This is a genomic window from Pseudoalteromonas sp. SCSIO 43088 (assembly GCF_023650795.1).
Taxonomy (GTDB): domain Bacteria; phylum Pseudomonadota; class Gammaproteobacteria; order Enterobacterales; family Alteromonadaceae; genus Pseudoalteromonas; species Pseudoalteromonas shioyasakiensis.
This window is the reverse complement of sequence record NZ_CP072675.1, coordinates 2,458,912-2,476,736: the sequence shown is the minus strand read 5'-3', so window position 1 is coordinate 2,476,736 and position 17,825 is coordinate 2,458,912. Positions and strand designations below refer to the sequence as shown.

13 protein-coding genes are annotated in these 17,825 nt (G+C 42.2%); 4 read left to right on the top strand and 9 right to left on the bottom strand.

Annotation, left to right across the window (positions count from 1 at the left end):
• Positions 1-18 precede the first annotated feature (18 nt).
• From J8Z28_RS11495 to J8Z28_RS11485, 3 genes are all read left to right on the top strand, one after another.
• Complete coding sequence (locus J8Z28_RS11495) at positions 19-1,140, top strand: 4-phosphoerythronate dehydrogenase (RefSeq protein ID WP_250659456.1); 1,122 nt, start codon at positions 19-21, stop codon at positions 1,138-1,140.
• Between the two features lie 32 nt (positions 1,141-1,172).
• Positions 1,173-2,189 carry an aspartate-semialdehyde dehydrogenase gene (locus J8Z28_RS11490; RefSeq protein WP_250659455.1) on the top strand — a complete coding sequence of 339 codons (1,017 nt, stop codon included), beginning with the start codon at positions 1,173-1,175 and terminating at the stop codon, positions 2,187-2,189.
• A 320-nt stretch (positions 2,190-2,509) separates the two neighbouring features.
• Entirely contained in the window at positions 2,510-7,096 is a 4,587-nt protein-coding gene (locus tag J8Z28_RS11485) for a FimV/HubP family polar landmark protein (RefSeq protein WP_250659454.1), read from the top strand.
• A gap of 61 nt (positions 7,097-7,157) precedes the next feature.
• On the opposite strand, the gene J8Z28_RS11480 is transcribed toward J8Z28_RS11485, so the two are convergent.
• Positions 7,158-8,783: a M28 family metallopeptidase gene (locus J8Z28_RS11480; RefSeq protein ID WP_250659453.1), complete on the bottom strand. Its 1,626-nt coding sequence runs from the start codon at positions 8,781-8,783 to the stop codon at positions 7,158-7,160.
• A gap of 127 nt (positions 8,784-8,910) precedes the next feature.
• A complete protein-coding gene (locus J8Z28_RS11475; RefSeq protein WP_250659452.1) occupies positions 8,911-9,930 on the bottom strand; it encodes an MBL fold metallo-hydrolase in 1,020 nt (339 codons plus the stop codon).
• Between the two features lie 175 nt (positions 9,931-10,105).
• On the opposite strand from J8Z28_RS11475, the gene J8Z28_RS11470 reads away from it, so the two are divergent.
• A complete protein-coding gene (locus J8Z28_RS11470; protein WP_062564346.1) occupies positions 10,106-10,699 on the top strand; it encodes a TetR/AcrR family transcriptional regulator in 594 nt (197 codons plus the stop codon).
• A 59-nt stretch (positions 10,700-10,758) separates the two neighbouring features.
• Here the strand turns inward: J8Z28_RS11470 and lipA are convergent, their stop codons facing one another.
• The 7 genes from lipA to mrdA form a co-directional block, all read right to left on the bottom strand.
• Positions 10,759-11,724 carry a lipoyl synthase gene (gene lipA / locus J8Z28_RS11465; protein ID WP_250659451.1) on the bottom strand — a complete coding sequence of 322 codons (966 nt, stop codon included), beginning with the start codon at positions 11,722-11,724 and terminating at the stop codon, positions 10,759-10,761.
• Entirely contained in the window at positions 11,721-12,374 is a 654-nt protein-coding gene (gene lipB / locus J8Z28_RS11460; RefSeq protein ID WP_082389180.1) for a lipoyl(octanoyl) transferase LipB, read from the bottom strand. Before lipB ends, lipA begins: the two co-directional genes overlap by 4 nt.
• Positions 12,375-12,393: 19 nt before the next feature.
• Positions 12,394-12,672, bottom strand: coding sequence for a DUF493 family protein YbeD (gene ybeD, locus J8Z28_RS11455; RefSeq protein WP_054551674.1), 279 nt, complete (start codon positions 12,670-12,672; stop codon positions 12,394-12,396).
• Between the two features lie 183 nt (positions 12,673-12,855).
• Positions 12,856-14,016, bottom strand: a complete 1,161-nt coding sequence (locus J8Z28_RS11450) for a serine hydrolase (RefSeq protein ID WP_054551673.1) — start codon at positions 14,014-14,016, stop codon at positions 12,856-12,858.
• 54 nt (positions 14,017-14,070) lie between these two features.
• On the bottom strand, positions 14,071-14,838 hold the full coding sequence (locus J8Z28_RS11445) for a septal ring lytic transglycosylase RlpA family protein (protein ID WP_063527804.1): 768 nt from the start codon (positions 14,836-14,838) through the stop codon (positions 14,071-14,073).
• Positions 14,838-15,944 carry a rod shape-determining protein RodA gene (gene rodA, locus J8Z28_RS11440; RefSeq protein WP_062564348.1) on the bottom strand — a complete coding sequence of 369 codons (1,107 nt, stop codon included), beginning with the start codon at positions 15,942-15,944 and terminating at the stop codon, positions 14,838-14,840. Before rodA ends, J8Z28_RS11445 begins: the two co-directional genes overlap by 1 nt.
• Complete coding sequence (gene mrdA, locus J8Z28_RS11435; protein ID WP_054561830.1) at positions 15,941-17,821, bottom strand: penicillin-binding protein 2; 1,881 nt, start codon at positions 17,819-17,821, stop codon at positions 15,941-15,943. The genes rodA and mrdA overlap by 4 nt, the downstream gene beginning before the upstream one ends.
• Positions 17,822-17,825 lie beyond the last annotated feature (4 nt).

Here is a 17,825-nt window from a genome sequence, read left to right as displayed (position 1 = left end):
TGCCTCTCGGACACACAAATGAAAATTCTTGCAGATCAAAATATGCCATTGGTTGAGCAGTACTTTGCCGATTTTGGTGATGTTGAGCTATTTGATGGCCGTAATCTTCAACCCGAGCAGCTAGTCGGGGTCGATATCTTGTTAACCCGCTCTGTTACCAATGTAGATAAAGCCTTACTCACTCAAGCAGATAAATTAAAATTTGTGGGCACAGCAACCATAGGTGTTGATCACATTGATACCGAGTTACTTGCTGAGCGAAATATCGCATTTAGCAGCGCACCAGGTTGTAATGCCGTGGCGGTTGCTGAATATGTTATTAGCTGCTTGTATGCCTTGAGCCAAGAAAATGCCAGTTCATTACAAGGTAAAACCATCGGCATAGTGGGTGTTGGCAGTATAGGTAGCTGTTTACGTGATAAGCTTAGCCTGCTTGGTATGAATGTATTGTTATGTGATCCACCAAAACATGAAGCCGGTGAGCTTGCAGAGCATATTGAGTTAGACACATTACTAGCCCAAGCCGATATTGTGACTTTTCACGTGCCATTGGTTAAACAAGGTCCGCATAAAACCTTGCACATGCTAGACGAAACTCGCTTAAAAGCACTTAAGCCGGGTATGACGATTATCAATGCAAGCCGTGGTGATGTGATTGATAACCAAGCATTGCTAGCATTGTTTGAGCAAGGCGCAAAATTAGATTGTGTGCTTGATGTTTGGGAAAACGAACCCAATATACTGACACCTCTGCTTGATTATGTACGTTATGCCAGTGTGCATATTGCAGGGCATACACTTGAAGGCAAAGCCCGCGGTACACAAATGCTGTATCAGCAAGTATGTGAGCTTGAAGGCATCGCAGCGCTTAAGTCTCTGGACGATTTTTTACCAGAGCCAATTAGCCATTCTGTCACGCTTGGTGAAACCTTTAACCAAGACGATATAGGTCGCTTAGTGCACTTAATTTATGATGTGCGTCGCGACGATGGCATTTTACGAAGTAAATTAGCAAGCGAAGGCTTTGATAGTTTACGCAAGAATTACCCGCCACGACGCGAGTTTAGTACTTTGTCGGTGGCTGCCAACAGTGCATGTGAAGGCGCATTAGCTGCACTGGGATTTAGAATTAACGAATAAAGCCATTTGCTTTATTCAAAAGAGGAAAACACATGTCGCAAAAATTTAATGTAGCCGTATTAGGTGCCACAGGTTTAGTGGGTCGTCAGATTATCGAAACTTTAGAAGATCGTAAGTTTCCGGTAGACCAATTATTTTTACTCGCAAGCAGCCGTAGTGCTGGTGAAGAAATTCAATTTCGCGGTGAGAGCATTGAAGTAATCGATGTTGAAGAGTTTGATTTTAGCCAAGCTCACATTGGTTTATTTTCAGCAGGCGGCAGTGTCTCTGAAAAATACGCACCGATTGCGGCGGACGCAGGCTGTGTGGTAGTTGATAATACCTCACACTTTCGTAATGACTACGATGTGCCACTAATTATTCCTGAAGTGAATGCATCAAGCTTAGCGGATTTCAGAAACCGCAACATCATTGCAAACCCTAACTGTTCAACGATTCAAATGCTGGTGGCACTAAAGCCAATTTATGATGCTTATGGCATTGACCGCATTAACGTATCAACTTATCAAGCTGTATCGGGTGCGGGTAAAGAAGCCGTTGATGAACTAGCTAAGCAAACAGCAAACTTAATGAATGCGCGTCCGATGGATAATGCCGTTTTCCCTAAACAAATTGCTTTTAATGTGATACCACAAATCGATAGCTTTGAAGATAACGGTTATACCCGCGAAGAAATGAAAATGGTCAACGAAACACAAAAAATCTTAGGTGATAACAGTGTTGTGGTTAACCCTACTTGTGTTCGTGTTCCCGTGTTCTTTGGCCACAGTGAAGCGATTAATATTGAAACGCGTATGCCAGTAGATATCGAACATGTTAAGCAGCTATTAAACGATGCACCTGGTGTAGAGTTTATTGAAGACTTAGCCGATTACCCAACAGCAGTATCAGATGCAAGTGGTAACGATACTGTATACGTGGGTCGTTTACGTGCTGATATTTCGCATCCTCATGGTTTAAACATGTGGGTTGTTAGCGATAATACGCGCAAAGGTGCGGCAACAAATAGTGTGCAGATTGCTGAAGAGCTAATCGCAAATTATTTATAAATCTGATGATTTAGGCTGAGCTAAATTTAAGAAAAGCGGCAATTTGCCGCTTTTTTTGTGAATTCACTGCCAAATTATTGCCGCATACGCTGTAAAAGCGTATAAACTTAACGATAACAATAAAAAAGCCTCTCAGCCGCTATTATTTAAGCTATTTACTATCAAGGTGTTGCAATAGATATTGCAAGGCAACTAAGTTATAGTTTGCAGCTGGAATAGAGCTTGCAAGAAAACATAATTAAGAATCAATTCTGCAAGAATTACTTGATGTTTAAGCAACCAAGGTTGCTGCGTTAACATTTAAAACATAAAGGATCAGCATGCGCGGTTTAGCAACACTCTTCATATTAGCGTCTGCATTGGTGGTAACACCGACATACTCTGATGAAGGCACCACACTTAAAGGCCCTAAAGGTGTCGATTACGGTGCGCAGGGGCGCTCTATTGGTCCAATTAAACCGACCGATACATTATGGCGTATTGCCGCTAAAATTCGCCCTGACAACTCTGTAAGTATTTATCAGGTCATGCAAGCTCTGTATGACAAAAACCCATCGTCATTTTTAGATCAAAACCTAAATCATATGCGTGATGGCGCATACCTAAAAATTCCAACCATTGCAGAAATGCGTGCGGTCAACCCTACATTAGCAAAAGCGCGTTCTGAACAAGATGATGAGCTGTGGGAAAAAAAGAAAAACGGCACGTTGACTACAGCTGAAATTAATGAATCGCAAAAGAAAGTAACTCAAGCCCGTAAAGTTGATGTAGACGAAGCAAAACAAGAACTTAAGCAAGAAATCAACACTATTAAAACGGAGCAGGGCACGCAGCTAGTAGAGTTACAAAAGCAGTTTAAATCGTCGGTTGAAAATGTTGAAGAAATCTTAGCTGAGAACAACAAGCTCAAAAAGCAACTGAGCGGTATTTCTAAAGAGCTTGAAACCGTTCGTGATCAACTTGGCCAAGACAGTGAAATTCAAAAGCAACTGAAAGAGTTGATCACTAAACAAAATGAAATCATAGAGCAGCAAAAAGCAAAAAAGATTGAAGAGGACAGTGGGTTTAGTTTTTCGAGTTTACTGAGCAACCCATTTGTTCTCGGTGCTTTAATGTTTATTCCTGCATTACTTATCATTGCAGCCGTTGTGATGTTTTTGAAAAAACGTAACAGCGCCAATGATGATACAGATGCCAGCGATGACGATGAATTTTTACCACAAAGCCCAAGTTATAATGCTGATGATGATTTAGAACCAATTATAGAAACTGATCCGCTAGTTCCTGATCCGGTCGAAGACAATGATGACTTGAGTGTGCGGTTAGATGACGACTTAGACCAAGACATGCTGCCAGATGATGACATCATTTTTGACGACAGCATTGATGATAGTTTTGATGAAGATGACAGTGTTTTAAATCAAGATGAACTAGAAGGTTTATTAAGTGATGACATCGAGTTTAATGATGAGTCTTCAAGTAGTGCTGACGATGATGATTTAGATGCATTTTTACAGCAAGATTTCGATCAAACCGATGACGATAGTTTAGGTGATGAAATTGACCTAGATAGCGAACAGTCTCCAGCAGATTCATCGGGTGATATTTTAAGTGCTGATGACATTGATGACCTATTTGATACTGATGAAGATGACTCGTTAGATAACGCCAATGATGAAATGGCAGCGCTTAGTGAAGAGCTTGCAGAAGATGACGCTGAAGATGATTTTGACATTGATAGCTTAATTGATGAGCAAAACAACACGGATTCTAATCAAGATGTAAACCTAGACGATATTGATGACTTACTCGATGAAAATAATGATGCCTCAACAACTAACGTTGAAGCTGAACTCATCGATGAAGATGATTTCGATATCGACAGCTTAATTGATGAAGCGCAAACAGACGAGCCAGCAGCCGAAGCTAATGATGCATTAGAAAGCGATGATCTTGATGATGCGCTGGATGTTGATGACATTGACTCGCTGTTAGATGAAGCTCAAGAAGAAGCGCCAGCCGAAGAACCAAGCGCGGATGAACTCATCGATGAAGATGATTTCGATATTGACAGCTTAATTGATGATGCACAAACAGAAGAGCCAGTAGCTGAAGCTAACGATGCATTGGAAAACGATGATCTTGATGATGCGCTGGATGTTGATGACATTGACTCACTATTAGATGAAGTTCAAGAAGAACCTGCAGAAGAACCTAGCGCAGACGATTTAATCGACGAAGACGAGCTTGATGATGCCCTCGATGTTGATGACATTGATTCATTGCTAGATGAGGCACAAGCAGAGCCTGAAGCGGAACTTGTTGAAGAGCAGGCTGAAGAGCTTGCAGAAGAACCTAGCGCAGACGATTTAATCGACGAAGAAGAGCTCGGTGATGAACTTGATGTTGATGACATTGACTCGTTATTAGATGAGGCACAGCCTGAGCAAGAGCCTGAAGCGGAGCTTGTTGATGAGCAGCCTGAAGAGCTTGCAGAAGAACCTAGCGCAGACGATTTAATCGACGAAGACGAACTTGATGATGCCCTAGATGTTGATGACATTGACTCATTATTAGATGAGGCACAAGCAGAGCAAGAGCCTGAAGCGGAGCTTGTTGAGGAGCAGCCTGAAGAGCTTGTAGAAGAACCAAGCGCAGACAATTTAATCGACGAAGACGAGCTTGATGATGAACTAGATGTTGATGATATTGATTCATTACTAGATGAGACACAAGCAGAGCCTGAAGCAGAACTTCTTGAAGAGCAGCCTGAAGAGCTTGTAGAAGAACCTAGTGCAGACGATTTAATCGACGAAGACGAGCTTGATGATGCTTTAGATATCGATGACATCGACTCATTATTAGATGAAGTTCAAGAACAGCCTGAATCTGAAGAGCTGGTTGAAGAGTCAATTGAAGAACCTAGTGCAGACGATTTAATCGACGAAGAAGAGCTTGATGATGCTTTAGATGTCGATGACATCGACTCATTATTAGATGAAGTTCAAGAACAGCCTGAATCTGAAGAGCTGGTTGAAGAGTCAATTGATGAACCTAGTGCAGACGATTTAATCGACGAAGATGAGCTTGATGATGAACTAGATGTTGATGACATCGAATCATTATTGGATGAAGCGCAGGAAGAGCCAGAACAAGAACCAGTTGAAGAGCTTACCGAAGAGCCTATTGCGGATGATTTAAGCGATGAGTTTGATACTGATGAAATCGACTCACTACTTGATGAGGCTGATGCAGAGTCAGAAGAGCCTGCGTTAACAAATGAAAGTAGCTCAGATATTGATGACAATGCTGAGCAAGACGATGAACTCGATGTAGCAGATATTGACTCATTACTTGATGAAGACGCTAGTGATGAGCAGGACTCTGACGTTGATGATGAGCTTGAAGAGCTTATTCAGCAAACAAATGAGCTGAAGCAAGACACTGAAGCACAGATATCAGATTTAAGTCATGAACAGAGTGACAGTGCAGATCATGATGAGAATCTACAAGAGTCGCTAGAAGATTTAGCCGATGCTGATCAAGCGGTTGATGACATGAATGTTGAATCGATTGCATCAGAGTTGGTTGATGATACGGATGATAGTGACGAAGTTGATATCGATGAAGCGCTTAATCAAGAGTTTAATGAAGATAGCGATGAGCTATTAGATGAAGATGATAGCCTTGACGAGTTTGATGATCCGTCACTTAAAAGTGTCGATGAGTTATTAAATGAAATTGGTGAAGAAGATGACTATGTCGAAGCACCAGACTGGTCAATAGATGAACCAGAGCAAGACATAGAAGAAGTTGAAATTGATTTAGGCGATGATCCGCTAGCAGATGAAGACCTAACTGATGAATTTGATTTAACCGCCGACGAAGAGCCATTACAGCAAGATACGGTGACTCCTAGCCAAGAGTTGGAAGAGTATCCAGAGCTTGAGCTAGATGAAGCCGGTTTTGAATTGGATGAGTCTGATGAAGACATTTCTGGTGAGTTAGATGAAGATGCACCATTACAGTTAAGTCAGGCAGAGCAAGACCTTGCTAATTCATTAGCAACGGGTAATGAGCTTGATCAGCTAGACGATGATTTTGATGATGAGATCTTGCTTGATAATGAATTTACAGAAGATGATATTCTTGACCCTGAGGATGACTTATCGGATCAATCACAGATTGAAGGCACAACAGAGTTAACGAGCGAAGCGCCAATTGACGATGAGGTGCCTGATAGCCAAGACGAATTAGAAGAGTTCCCTGAATTCGAATTGGACGATATTGAGCTTGATGATGCCGTAGAAGCTGAGCAAACATTAGCTGATATCGAGTCTAATTTAGCTGACGAGGCTGATTTAAGTGAGCTTTCAGACGATGAAATCGATGATGATTTTATGGCTGACCTTACTCAAACAGACTTTGATGCGCTGTTAAATGAATTAGCAGAGCCAGATGAAGCTGATATTGCTGATGCCAGTGAATTCGACGTTGATTTTAATGCACTATTAAATGAAGACTTACAGGGTGAAAGCGAACAGCCAGTTGAACCTGATGTACAGGCATTAGATGCCGAGGAGCAACAAACTACTTCAACGGATGAGTTTGTAGATATCGATTCATTACTTGAACAAAGTGACGATGAAGCACTCGACCACGAACCTTATGATGAGGTTGATATGGATGTAGGACTGAGTGATTTTAATGACTTACTAGCGGGTGATAACCCAACTGATGTTGATGCCGAAAGTGGTGGTTACTCAGCAAAACTGGACTTAGCGCGGGCATATATCGAAATAGACGACTTTGACTCAGCGCTGCAAGCCATTGAAGATGTTATTGCCAATGGCCCAGAGGAAGTGCAAGAAGAAGCACAATCACTTAAGGCTAAAATTAACGAGTAATAAGTAAAACTGACAGTAAAAAACCGAGCTACTAGCTCGGTTTTTTGTATCTAAGCAAAGGTTATTGCTTGTCTTGTAAGCGACGAGCTTTGAAGTCAGACTCGACTTTCCACTTAGGCCAATCGCCGTTATCAGCAAGTTTGGCAGCAATATCAACTATCAGCTCGATATCTTGCTCAACACCACCCATAGACCAATCTGCTGAATAGTCATCAGCTTCTTTATGATATTTGTGAGCGATGTAATCAGGATCTGTATCACCTAAACTCATAAATAATAAGCTAGGCACGCCTTGTTTAGCCAGCGAGAAGTGATCAGAGCGGAAGAACAAACCATTTTGAGGACGAGGGTCCATTTTTACATGACGACCTTGTGCTTTCGCTGCATCTGCAAGGTAGTCTTCCATTTCAGACATGCCTTTACCGTATTGTAATATGTAGTCAACGCCGTCTAGCACGTTCATACCATCAATATTAAGCAGCGCGACCATTTGCTTGGTTGGTACAATCTCGCCAGTAGCGAATTGTTCTGAGCCAATAAGCCCTGTTTCTTCGGCCGTAAAGTTGGCAAAGATAATAGAGCGTTTAAATGGTTTTTTCTTATGCATTTCAGTAAGAATACGGGCTATTTCAACCGTTGCTGCGCTACCTGATGCGTTATCAACAGCACCATTGTAGATTTTCACACCGTCATCAGTTTGCTTGGTGCCAAAGTGGTCCCAGTGCGCACCAATTACAATGTACTCATCAGGAGTTTCGCTACCTTTAAGCGTTGCAACAACATTATGCGATTGCGCTTGAGAGATATCACTTTTCAGTGTCAGCGCTGCTTTCGCTTTTAAGTCGACAGGTTTAAAGTCAGCTTTTAGTGCGTTGGCTTTTTCAGTTTGATAATCAAGGCCAGCTTGAGCAAAAATTTCATTTGCCGCTTGCTCATCAATCCAACCCATTACAGGGATGTCAGAAGCATTCTTATCTTGGTCGATTAAGGTATATTTGCTACCCGTGTTCGAGCTTTCTACAACGCCCCAAGGGTATGCGGCAGGAGCAGTTTCGTGAACGATAAATACTGCTTTTGCACCTTGGCGAGCACCTTCTTCATATTTGTAAGTCCAACGACCGTAGTAGGTCATAGCATTACCGGTGAAAAGCGTGTCGTCTTGGGTGGCAAAACCAGGATCATTAACAAGCACGATAATTGTTTTGTCTTTTACATCAATATCTGCAAAGTCATCCCAATTATATTCAGGTGCATTAATACCATAGCCAACAAACACAACATCAGAGCCATCAATGTTGATTTCAGGGTTAATTTGTTGGGTACGGGCGGTAAAATCACTGCCAGCATTAAAGCTTAAATCACCCACTTGTAAGGTCATGTTTTGATCTGGAGTGAGTTTTGCCATGGTAACTGGCTGTAAAAACTCGCCATTAAAACTACCGCTTAAGCCGAGTTTTTTATACTCGTCGGCTAAATAGTTAATGGTTAGTGTTTCGCCTTCAGTTAAAGGGCCACGGCCTAAGAATTCATCAGAGGCGAGGGTTTTAATATGTGAGCGTACATTGGCAATGTTTACGGCTTCATTGCTTTCAGCGTTTGGTTTATCAGTGCTTGTTGTTGGTTGCTCAGAGCAGCCGAATAAACCAATTGCAAGTGCCAAGCTTGCATACTTAAGGTGAGTTGTCATAGTTTTTCTGGTTGATTGCACAGGGTTTCACTATATGGGACGCGAAGGGGGGCTGTCCAGAAAGAGTCTACAAATAACTAATTATTCAGGATGAAAGGATAATAATGCACCTTTCATCCTGTCAATTTTACCACCACGCTTTATCAATGGCGGTATCTTGAATTTTAAATACCTCTCCAACTAGCGGAGTACTCAGTGATACTTGCTCTTGTCCTGCTTTTTTAGCGACACGTTTAAGTGGGTCATACCAAGCATGAAAGGCCAGATCGAATGTACCATTATGCACTGGCACCATTACATCACCTTGTAAGTCGAGGTGAGCTTGCACTGATTGTTCTGGTGTCATGTGAATGTCAGCCCAATCTTTGTCGTAAGCACCGGTTTCAATAAAAGTGATATCAAACGGCCCATAGCGATTACCAATTTCTTTAAAGCCAGCAAAATAGCCAGAGTCACCGCTAAAATAAAAGCGCTTGTCATTTACTTTAATAGCCCAAGAGCCCCAAAGAGTTTTATTGCCATCTGTTAAACCTCGGCCAGAAAAGTGCTGGGTTGGGGTAAATACAATTTGGCTATTTGCCATATTTTGCTCTTGCCACCAATCAAAGCTATGCACCTTTTTTTCATCAACGCCCCATTTTTTCAGGTCGTTTTCGACTCCTAATGGCACATAAAAAGAATCTGTTTTATCAACAAGCTGTTTAATTGCTGCTTTATCTAAGTGATCATAATGGTTGTGCGAAATAAACACTTTAGCAATGTTTGGTAGCTCTGCAATGCTGATAGGTGTTGGCTGAAAGCGCTTTGGCCCCATGAATGAAAAAGGCGAAGCGCGTTCTGAAAATACCGGATCAAATAGCCAGTATTCGTCATACACTTTCGCTAAAATAGAGGAGTGACCTAATTTTACAAAATGCACTGTGTCATTAGATAAACGCTCAAGCTGTGCATGGGAAACAGAATGCATAGGCAGTTCACCTTTTGGCTCTGCATCAATTTTCTTTTCTGTAATAAAGCGTTTGAAGATACCTAGCGTTTTCTTAAAGCTGGGTCTTTCTACCTCAGCAATGTTGTGGAACTTGCCATCAGATAATTGCGCAGAGTGGCTGTTATCACTCACGCCTTCAGCGGCTAATTGATTATTCATAATAAACACTCCTATCACGATGCATAGAGTGGCGATTGCGAGCCATTTTAGAAATTTCATATCGTCACCATAAGTAAACTACACGGTGTAGTTTTTCATGGTTTGCTATAAAAGTAAACTATCTAGTGCATTTTTTATTTTTGCGTTACACTAGTAACCCTTATCGGAGGGGTCCATGAAATTATCACAGAGAAAACGATTAGATATTTTGAATGCAGCTGAGACATTGTTTTTTCAGCAAGGTGTTGAGCATACCAGTATGGATCAGGTTGCAAGCTTAGCGGGTGCCTCAAAGCGTACCGTATATAATCACTTTGAAAATAAAGATGTGTTGTTTCAAGCCATTCTAGTGTTTATGTTTGAAAAAGTCCGCCAAGAGCAAGCGGTTGTATTTGATGCTGCTGTGCCAATTGCACAGCAGTTAACACGCATTGCTGAACAAGAAGTGGCGCTTTTGACCTCTGAAGAGTTTTTAAAAGTAGCGAAAGTCGCTTTTATGCAGATGTTGCAGCAGCCTGATTTAGCAAAATCATTAGCCAGTAATAACATGGGCTGTATGCAAGATCTGGTGGCGTTTTTAGAAGCGGGTGTGCAAGCACAGGTTTTAACGATTGATGATGTTGAGTTTGCAGCAAAACAGTTTGTGTATCAGTTAAAGTCGCTGATCTTTTATCCGTTGCTGTATGGCTTTGAACGCCAAGAAGGCGACTCCGATAACAAAGTAATAAGCGAAACTGTAAAAATGTTCTTAGCGCGTTATGGGCGCTGATATTTTGGAACATAAAAAAGCCCGCTTAATGCGGGCTTTTTAAATATCTGCAAGAAGGTTTACTTCACTTCTTTACCAGCTGCTTGTTGGTCAGCATGGTAGCTTGAGCGAACAAATGGACCACAGGCCGCATGTGTAAAGCCAATTTCGTCTGCATAATCTTTTAATGCATCAAACTCCGCTGGCGGCACATAGCGTTTAACCGGTAAGTGGTGCTTAGAAGGTTGTAGGTATTGACCTACTGTTAGCATATCAACGTTATGCTCGCGTAAGTCACATAACACTTCTTCGATTTCGCTAATTTCTTCACCTAAACCTACCATCAAACCAGACTTAGTTTTCACATCTGGATGTGCTTCTTTAAAGCGTCGTAACAACTCAAGTGACCATTTATAGTCAGCACCTGGACGCGCTAATTTGTATAAACGCGGTGCTGTTTCTAGGTTGTGGTTAAATACATCTGGCGGCGTCTCGATTAAGATATCAAGGGCTCTGTCCATACGACCACGGAAATCAGGTACTAGAATTTCAATCGTGATTTCTGGGTTGTGCTTGCGAATTTCACGAATGCAGTCAGCAAAGTGCTGTGCACCACCATCACGTAAATCATCACGGTCTACTGAGGTGATTACAACATAGCTTAGCTTCATGTCTTTAATAGTCAGCGCTAGCTTTTCTGGCTCAGCTGCGTCTGGCTTTAATGGACGGCCATGGGCAACATCACAGAACGGACAACGACGAGTACAAATAGCACCTAAGATCATGAAAGTCGCAGTACCATGGTTGAAACATTCAGATAGGTTAGGGCACGAAGCCTCTTCACACACTGAGTGTAAACCATGTTTACGCATCGCTTGTTTAATACCATCAATACGTTCAGTTGATTTTGGTAAGCGAATTTTTAGCCACTCTGGCTTACGCAACATTTCGTTTTTTTCAGTCGGTAAAACTTTAACTGGGATCAGTGCCATTTTTTCTGCATCACGCAGTTTTACGCCTGGTTCCATTTTGACTGGTTTATTCATTCGTTTTCAAACCCTTCAGTGTGCTTAACCACAGTAGCATTAAGCTTTTTAATCATGTGTTTTACAAGCCCTGCACCTGCTTGCTCGAGGTTTTGCGGACCGTTAAGATCGGTTGTTTGCACCATGTTCATGCCAGCATAGCCGCATGGATTAATACGTAAGAATGGACTTAGATCCATACTTACATTTAGTGCTAAACCGTGGAAAGAGCAACCGCGGCGAACGCGAAGGCCTAATGAGGCAACTTTGCTGTCGTTAACGTAAACACCGGGTGCGTCCGCTTTCGCGTAGGCATCAATGTCGTAGTCTTTTAACGTATCAATAATGCACTCTTCAAGCCAGGTTACCAGCTCCCTTACACCAATGTTTAAACGACGTAAGTTGAATAGCACATACATCATTTGTTGGCCTGGTCCGTGATAGGTAACTTGACCACCACGATCCACTTGGATCACTTCGATATCACCGGTATTTAATAAGTGCTCAGCTTTGCCTGCTTGGCCTTGCGTAAATACTGGCTCGTGCTCTACAAGCCAAATTTCATCTGCTGTGTGCTCATCACGGGTGTCGGTAAAAGATTGCATTTTTTGCCAAATTGGCATGTAACGCTGACGACCTAGTTGACGAACGATTAATTCTCTTTCGCTCACGAGTTACTCCGTAATCGGCCTATAGCATGTGACGTACGTCATCGATGTTGCTGATCACGTTATAAATTTCTTCAATGTGCTCTTTACTTGTAACCGTTGCTACAAGCGTTACAGATTCGTAATTACCTTTGCTGCTTGGTTTTACCTTTGGCGCATAATCGCCAGGTGCAATTGGTTGCAGCTTTTCTAGGATCTGATCTGTTAGATTTACGTTAGCTAAGCCCATGATTTTAAATGTGAATGGGCATGGGAAATCTAAATACTCGTCAAACTTAGTATTTTTTACAGGTTGAACCACGACGGTGACTCCTCAAACAGTGAGTGTGCTTAATAGAGGTGTTCTCTGCCATTTCTTGGCGTTAAGCAAACTTAGATTACGACGCACTCGACCCAGCGCGACTGATATGGGGCGCATTCTATCATTTTTCAGACAAAAAAAAACGCCTTGCGGTGCAAGGCGTTTATAAACTTTATGACCAGATTACTGAATTTGTAAACGTAGGTAATCGTAGATCTTGCTAAAGAAGCTGCCTTCTTCCACTTCTTCTAGTGTAACTAGTGGATATTGTGCAATTTCTTCACCTTCAAGCTGTAAGAATAGCGTGCCTACTTTAGTACCTTTAGCAAGCGGTGCTTCTAGTGTTTTATCAAGCTCGAAGTTCGCTTTTAAGTTTTTACGCTGACCACGTGGAATAGTAATAGGTGTATCTTCTAAGATACCTAACGATACGTTTTCTTTGTTACCCATCCAAATACGTTGCTCAGCAAAGCTGTCGCCTGCTTTATATGGCGTGATTGTTTCGAAAAAGCGGAAACCGTAGTTTAATAGTTTTTTGCTTTCAACTTTACGAGCACGTTCGCTTTCTGTGCCCATTACTACCGCGATTAAACGCATGTCATCTTTAGTTGCAGAAGTTACTAAGCTATAACCCGCTTCTGATGTATGGCCAGTTTTAATACCGTCAACGTTCATGCTTTCATCCCATAACAATGAGTTACGGTTGTATTGCTTGATGCCGTTAAAAGTGAATGATTTTTTCGCGTATACTTCGTACTCATCTGGTACATCGCGAATAAGTGCAGCACCTAATGTTGCCATATCACGTGGAGTCGTGAAGTGTTCGTTAGTATCTAAACCATGGCTATTCACGAAGTGGCTGTTAGTCATGCCAAGCTTTTCAGCGTGGGCATTCATTAAATCAGCAAATGCGCTTTCACTACCAGCAATGTGTTCAGCCATTGCTACACAGGCATCGTTACCTGATTGAATAATGATACCGTGGTTTAAGTCATCAACACTGATCTGCTTACCGACTTCGATAAACATTTTTGATGATTCAGGAAAATTCTTTGCCCAGGCTTTTTCACTGACTGTAACCATATCAGTTGGTGCAATATTACCTGCTTTGATTTCAGTACCAATTACATAACTGGTCATCATTTTGGTTAAACTAGCCGGTGCTAATTTTGTATCAGCTTCGCCTTCGGCAATTACTTTACCTGTGGTGAAATCAACCAAGAAATAACCTTTCGCATTAACTTGAGGTGGGGCAGGGATAATTTGGGCTGTTGCAGAAAATACGCTAGCAGTGCAAACAAGGCCACAAACGCCACTTAAGATTTTATATTTTATAGATTTCATCGTACTCATTAATGGTTAAAGTTAAACATGTTGCGTTGACCTATTCTAAAGGTCTTACTCACTGTAAAGCAAGAACGCGTTCTGAAATTGGTTTTGTTTTAGCTTTTCTAAAACTGCTTGTGCTTCTGCGGCATCTTTTATTGGACCAAGACGTAATCGATAGATTCCATCTTTTTCAACAATGTTTGTTGGCACATGATATTGCTGACGAAGTTGAAACGCGAGCGCTTCAACATTAGCAAGAGTACTTCCCGCTGCAACCTGAATGTAGCTTAAACGAGGGGCAGAATTTGCAAGGGTAACAGCCTCAACCTTAACACGGGCTGTACCTTGTCGGTAATAACCTAATTTATAGGCCGCAGAATAAGATAAATCGATAATCCGGTCATCATGAAACGGGCCTCGGTCGTTTACGCGAACAATTACTGATTTTCCGTTATCTAAATTTGTTACTCTGGCAAAGCTCGGTAGCGGCAGTGTTTTATGAGCTGCTGTCATCGCAAACATATCGTACACTTCGCCGTTTGAGGTGTGATAATTGTGAAACTTTCGACCATACCACGAAGCAATGCCTTCTTCAGAGTAGCCAGTTTCATCTAACATCGGCGTGTATCGTTTACCACGGACTTCGTAAGGGCGACTAGCGCTTGCGCTTTTAACAACCGGGGTGACTATGGCATCTTGCATTTCAAGTTCGGTTGGTTTTCGAAGCGGGGCTGCATCATGCTCCATAGCATAACGGCCTTGCTGAGATGAAGAGCTACACGCCGCAAGCAGCACAGAAAATAACGCTATAAGTAAGTAATTGACTCGCTGTGTCATTATTTTAAAAGCATCCTTTTATCGGTGGCGATAGACATGATAATGCCAAATCCGGCCATCAAGGTCACCATTGAGGTGCCACCATAGCTTATTAGTGGTAACGGAACACCTACTACTGGCAGTAAGCCCGAAACCATGCCAATATTTACAAATACATAAACGAAGAAGGTCAGTGTTAATGCGCCGGCAAGCAGTTTACCAAACGCATCTTGTGCGTTTACCGCAATATATAAGCCACGACCAATAATAAACAAGTACATACAAAGTAATAAACAAACCCCAAACAGGCCAAACTCTTCGCTCAGTACAGAAAAGATAAAATCGGTATGACGCTCAGGTAAAAACTCTAGTTGTGATTGTGTGCCTTGCAGCCAGCCTTTACCTTCAACGCCGCCAGAACCTATCGCAATTTTCGATTGAATAATGTGGTAACCCGAGCCAAGCGGATCGCTTTCAGGATCTAAAAAGGTCAGTACCCGTTGTTTTTGATAATCAAGCATCACGTAATGCCAAAACGGCCATGCTGCCAATCCAACAGTAGCAGATAAAAAGCCAATAAGACGCCAACTTAGCCCAGATAAAAATAATACAAATATCCCTGAGCTGGCAATCAGAATAGAGGTACCTAAGTCGGGTTGCTCTTTAATTAAAATGGTTGGCACCATTACAATCGCAAAGCCAATAATTAAATGGATGATTCTTGGCGGTAAATGGTTACGCCCGATATACCATGCAACCATCATTGGCACGGCAATTTTCATTAGCTCTGACGGCTGGAAACGGGTCACACCTAAGTCAAGCCAGCGCTGTGCACCTTTTGAACTAACCCCGAATAACAACACCCCAACCAGCATTAAAAGCCCCACGCAGTAGAGCGGAATAACCATACTCTTTAATGTGTTAGGCGAAAACTGCGCGAGTATAAACATACCTAAGATAGCGCCAAACATACGTGTTGCGTGGCGTATCATCATGGCAGAGTCTTGGCCGCTAGCGCTGTAAACAATAGCAAGGCTGGCTACCATCATCGTCATAAGGGCAATAAGAAGTGGTAAATCGAGGTGTAGGCGCTGCCAAATTGAGCGTTTTTTATTTAATGGGATCATGGCGCGTCACTTTGGGCTATTTGAATCGGGTTCGCTGAAAAGTAGTAATCCATTAATTGACGCGCAATAGGCGCACCAACTGTACTACCACCACCAGTGTTTTCAACCACCACAGAGACCACAATTTGTGGGTCGTTATAGGGTGCAAAACCAACATAGATAGCGTTATCACGTTGGCGCTCTTTAAGTGATTTAGCGTCGTAACGCTCACCTTGAGCAATACTCACAACCTGAGCAGTACCTGTTTTACCAGCTGGGTCGTAATTCGCCCCTTTAAAAGCTTTATGCGCCGTACCTGTGACTTTATGTACGGTGTTGTGCATCGCATCTAGCGCAATTTGCCAATGATGAGGATTTTTTAATACTACAGGTGGCTTTTCATCATTATTAATTTGCGTTACTTCGTTTTCTTTTTTAGCGACTTGTACAAGATGCGGAGGATGATCGAGCCCGCGGTTCACTAATATGTTGGTAGCATTAGCTATTTGCATTGGTGTTGCGGTCCAATAACCTTGGCCGATACCCACTGAAATGGTGTCGCCGCGCCACCATGACTCTCTAAAGCGGGCTTCTTTCCATTCTCGCGATGGCATAATGGCAGATGTTTCTTCATGAATATCGATTCCAGAGAGCTCACCAAAGCCAAATTGCGTCATAAAGTCACTGATTTTGGTGATCCCTAAACGGTAAGCAACATCGTAAAAATAGGTATCGCATGATTCTTCAATAGCACGATAAACATCAACATGACCATGGCCCCAACGTTTCCAGTCACGCCATTTGTGCTCCACATTAGGAATTTGGAAAAAACCCGGATCCCAAATTTGTGTTTGCTCGGTTACCAGTCCTTCTTCAAGGGCAAGGATCGACATATGAGGTTTTACTGTAGAGGCAGGTGCATAACGCCCTTGCGTGGTACGGTTAATTAGCGGTCTGTCAGGGTTTAACAACTTTTTGTAATCTGTACTGCTGATACCATGGACAAATAAATTCGGGTCATAACTTGGGTTGGAGTAGAGTGCTAAAACGCCGCCATCTTTAGCATCAAGCACCACAATGGCACCACGCATATCTTTTAAGGCATGTTGAGCAATTTGTTGCAGGCCAATATCTAAAGTCAGTACTAAGTCGTGACCTGGTTCAGGTGGCGTGAGGCTTAAAGTACGGATAACTCGGCCACGGTTATTCACTTCAACGCGTTGTGAACCAACTACACCATGAAGGAGTTCTTCGTAATACTTTTCGATACCCAGCTTACCAATGTCGTGCGTTGCACGGTAGTTAGTAGCTTGGTCTTCAGCTTCAAGTTTGGTGAGTTCTTTTTTGTTGAGTTTGGCAACATAACCTAAGGCATGGGTAAGGGTATCGCCATAAGGGTAATAGCGAGCTAAACGCGCTTCGATACTAAAGCCAGGAAACTTATGCTGATTAACCGAGAACTTTGCAACTTCGGTTTCGTCTAAACGGGCTTTTAATACTTGGCTTTTAAAGCGGCGATTATGCTTAATGTCATCTAGAAAGTCGGCTTTTTGTTGCTCAGTTATTTCGATAACTTTTTCAACTTCGCTCAGTGCCTCTTCAAGGTTATCAACTTCCTCGGGGATCACTTCTAAATTATAAACTGGCTTGTTTTCAGCCAGTAATACGCCATTTCTGTCGTAAATAAGCCCACGGTTAGGGGCAATTGGAATAACTTTGATGCGGTTATCGTTCGAACGTGTTTGATAGTCTTGATGTTCGATAACTTGGATGTTGTATAGGTTAGATAACAACACACCAATTAATAGTGTAACAAACACAAAACCCACAAATGCTCGGCGAGCAAATAAGTTTGCCTCAGCCGAGTGGTCTCGAATCGTGGGTCTGTGTTTTCGCATTGGC

Coding starts and splice junctions, on each gene's coding strand:
- J8Z28_RS11495 (WP_250659456.1), top strand. CDS start 19: ATGAAAATTCTTGCAGATCAAAATATGCCATTGGTTGAGCAGTACTTT.
- J8Z28_RS11490 (WP_250659455.1), top strand. CDS start 1,173: ATGTCGCAAAAATTTAATGTAGCCGTATTAGGTGCCACAGGTTTAGTG.
- J8Z28_RS11485 (WP_250659454.1), top strand. CDS start 2,510: ATGCGCGGTTTAGCAACACTCTTCATATTAGCGTCTGCATTGGTGGTA.
- J8Z28_RS11480 (WP_250659453.1), bottom strand. CDS start 8,783: ATGACAACTCACCTTAAGTATGCAAGCTTGGCACTTGCAATTGGTTTA.
- J8Z28_RS11475 (WP_250659452.1), bottom strand. CDS start 9,930: ATGAATAATCAATTAGCCGCTGAAGGCGTGAGTGATAACAGCCACTCT.
- J8Z28_RS11470 (WP_062564346.1), top strand. CDS start 10,106: ATGAAATTATCACAGAGAAAACGATTAGATATTTTGAATGCAGCTGAG.
- lipA (WP_250659451.1), bottom strand. CDS start 11,724: ATGAATAAACCAGTCAAAATGGAACCAGGCGTAAAACTGCGTGATGCA.
- J8Z28_RS11450 (WP_054551673.1), bottom strand. CDS start 14,016: ATGAAATCTATAAAATATAAAATCTTAAGTGGCGTTTGTGGCCTTGTT.
- J8Z28_RS11445 (WP_063527804.1), bottom strand. CDS start 14,838: ATGACACAGCGAGTCAATTACTTACTTATAGCGTTATTTTCTGTGCTG.
- rodA (WP_062564348.1), bottom strand. CDS start 15,944: ATGATCCCATTAAATAAAAAACGCTCAATTTGGCAGCGCCTACACCTC.
- mrdA (WP_054561830.1), bottom strand. CDS start 17,821: ATGCGAAAACACAGACCCACGATTCGAGACCACTCGGCTGAGGCAAAC.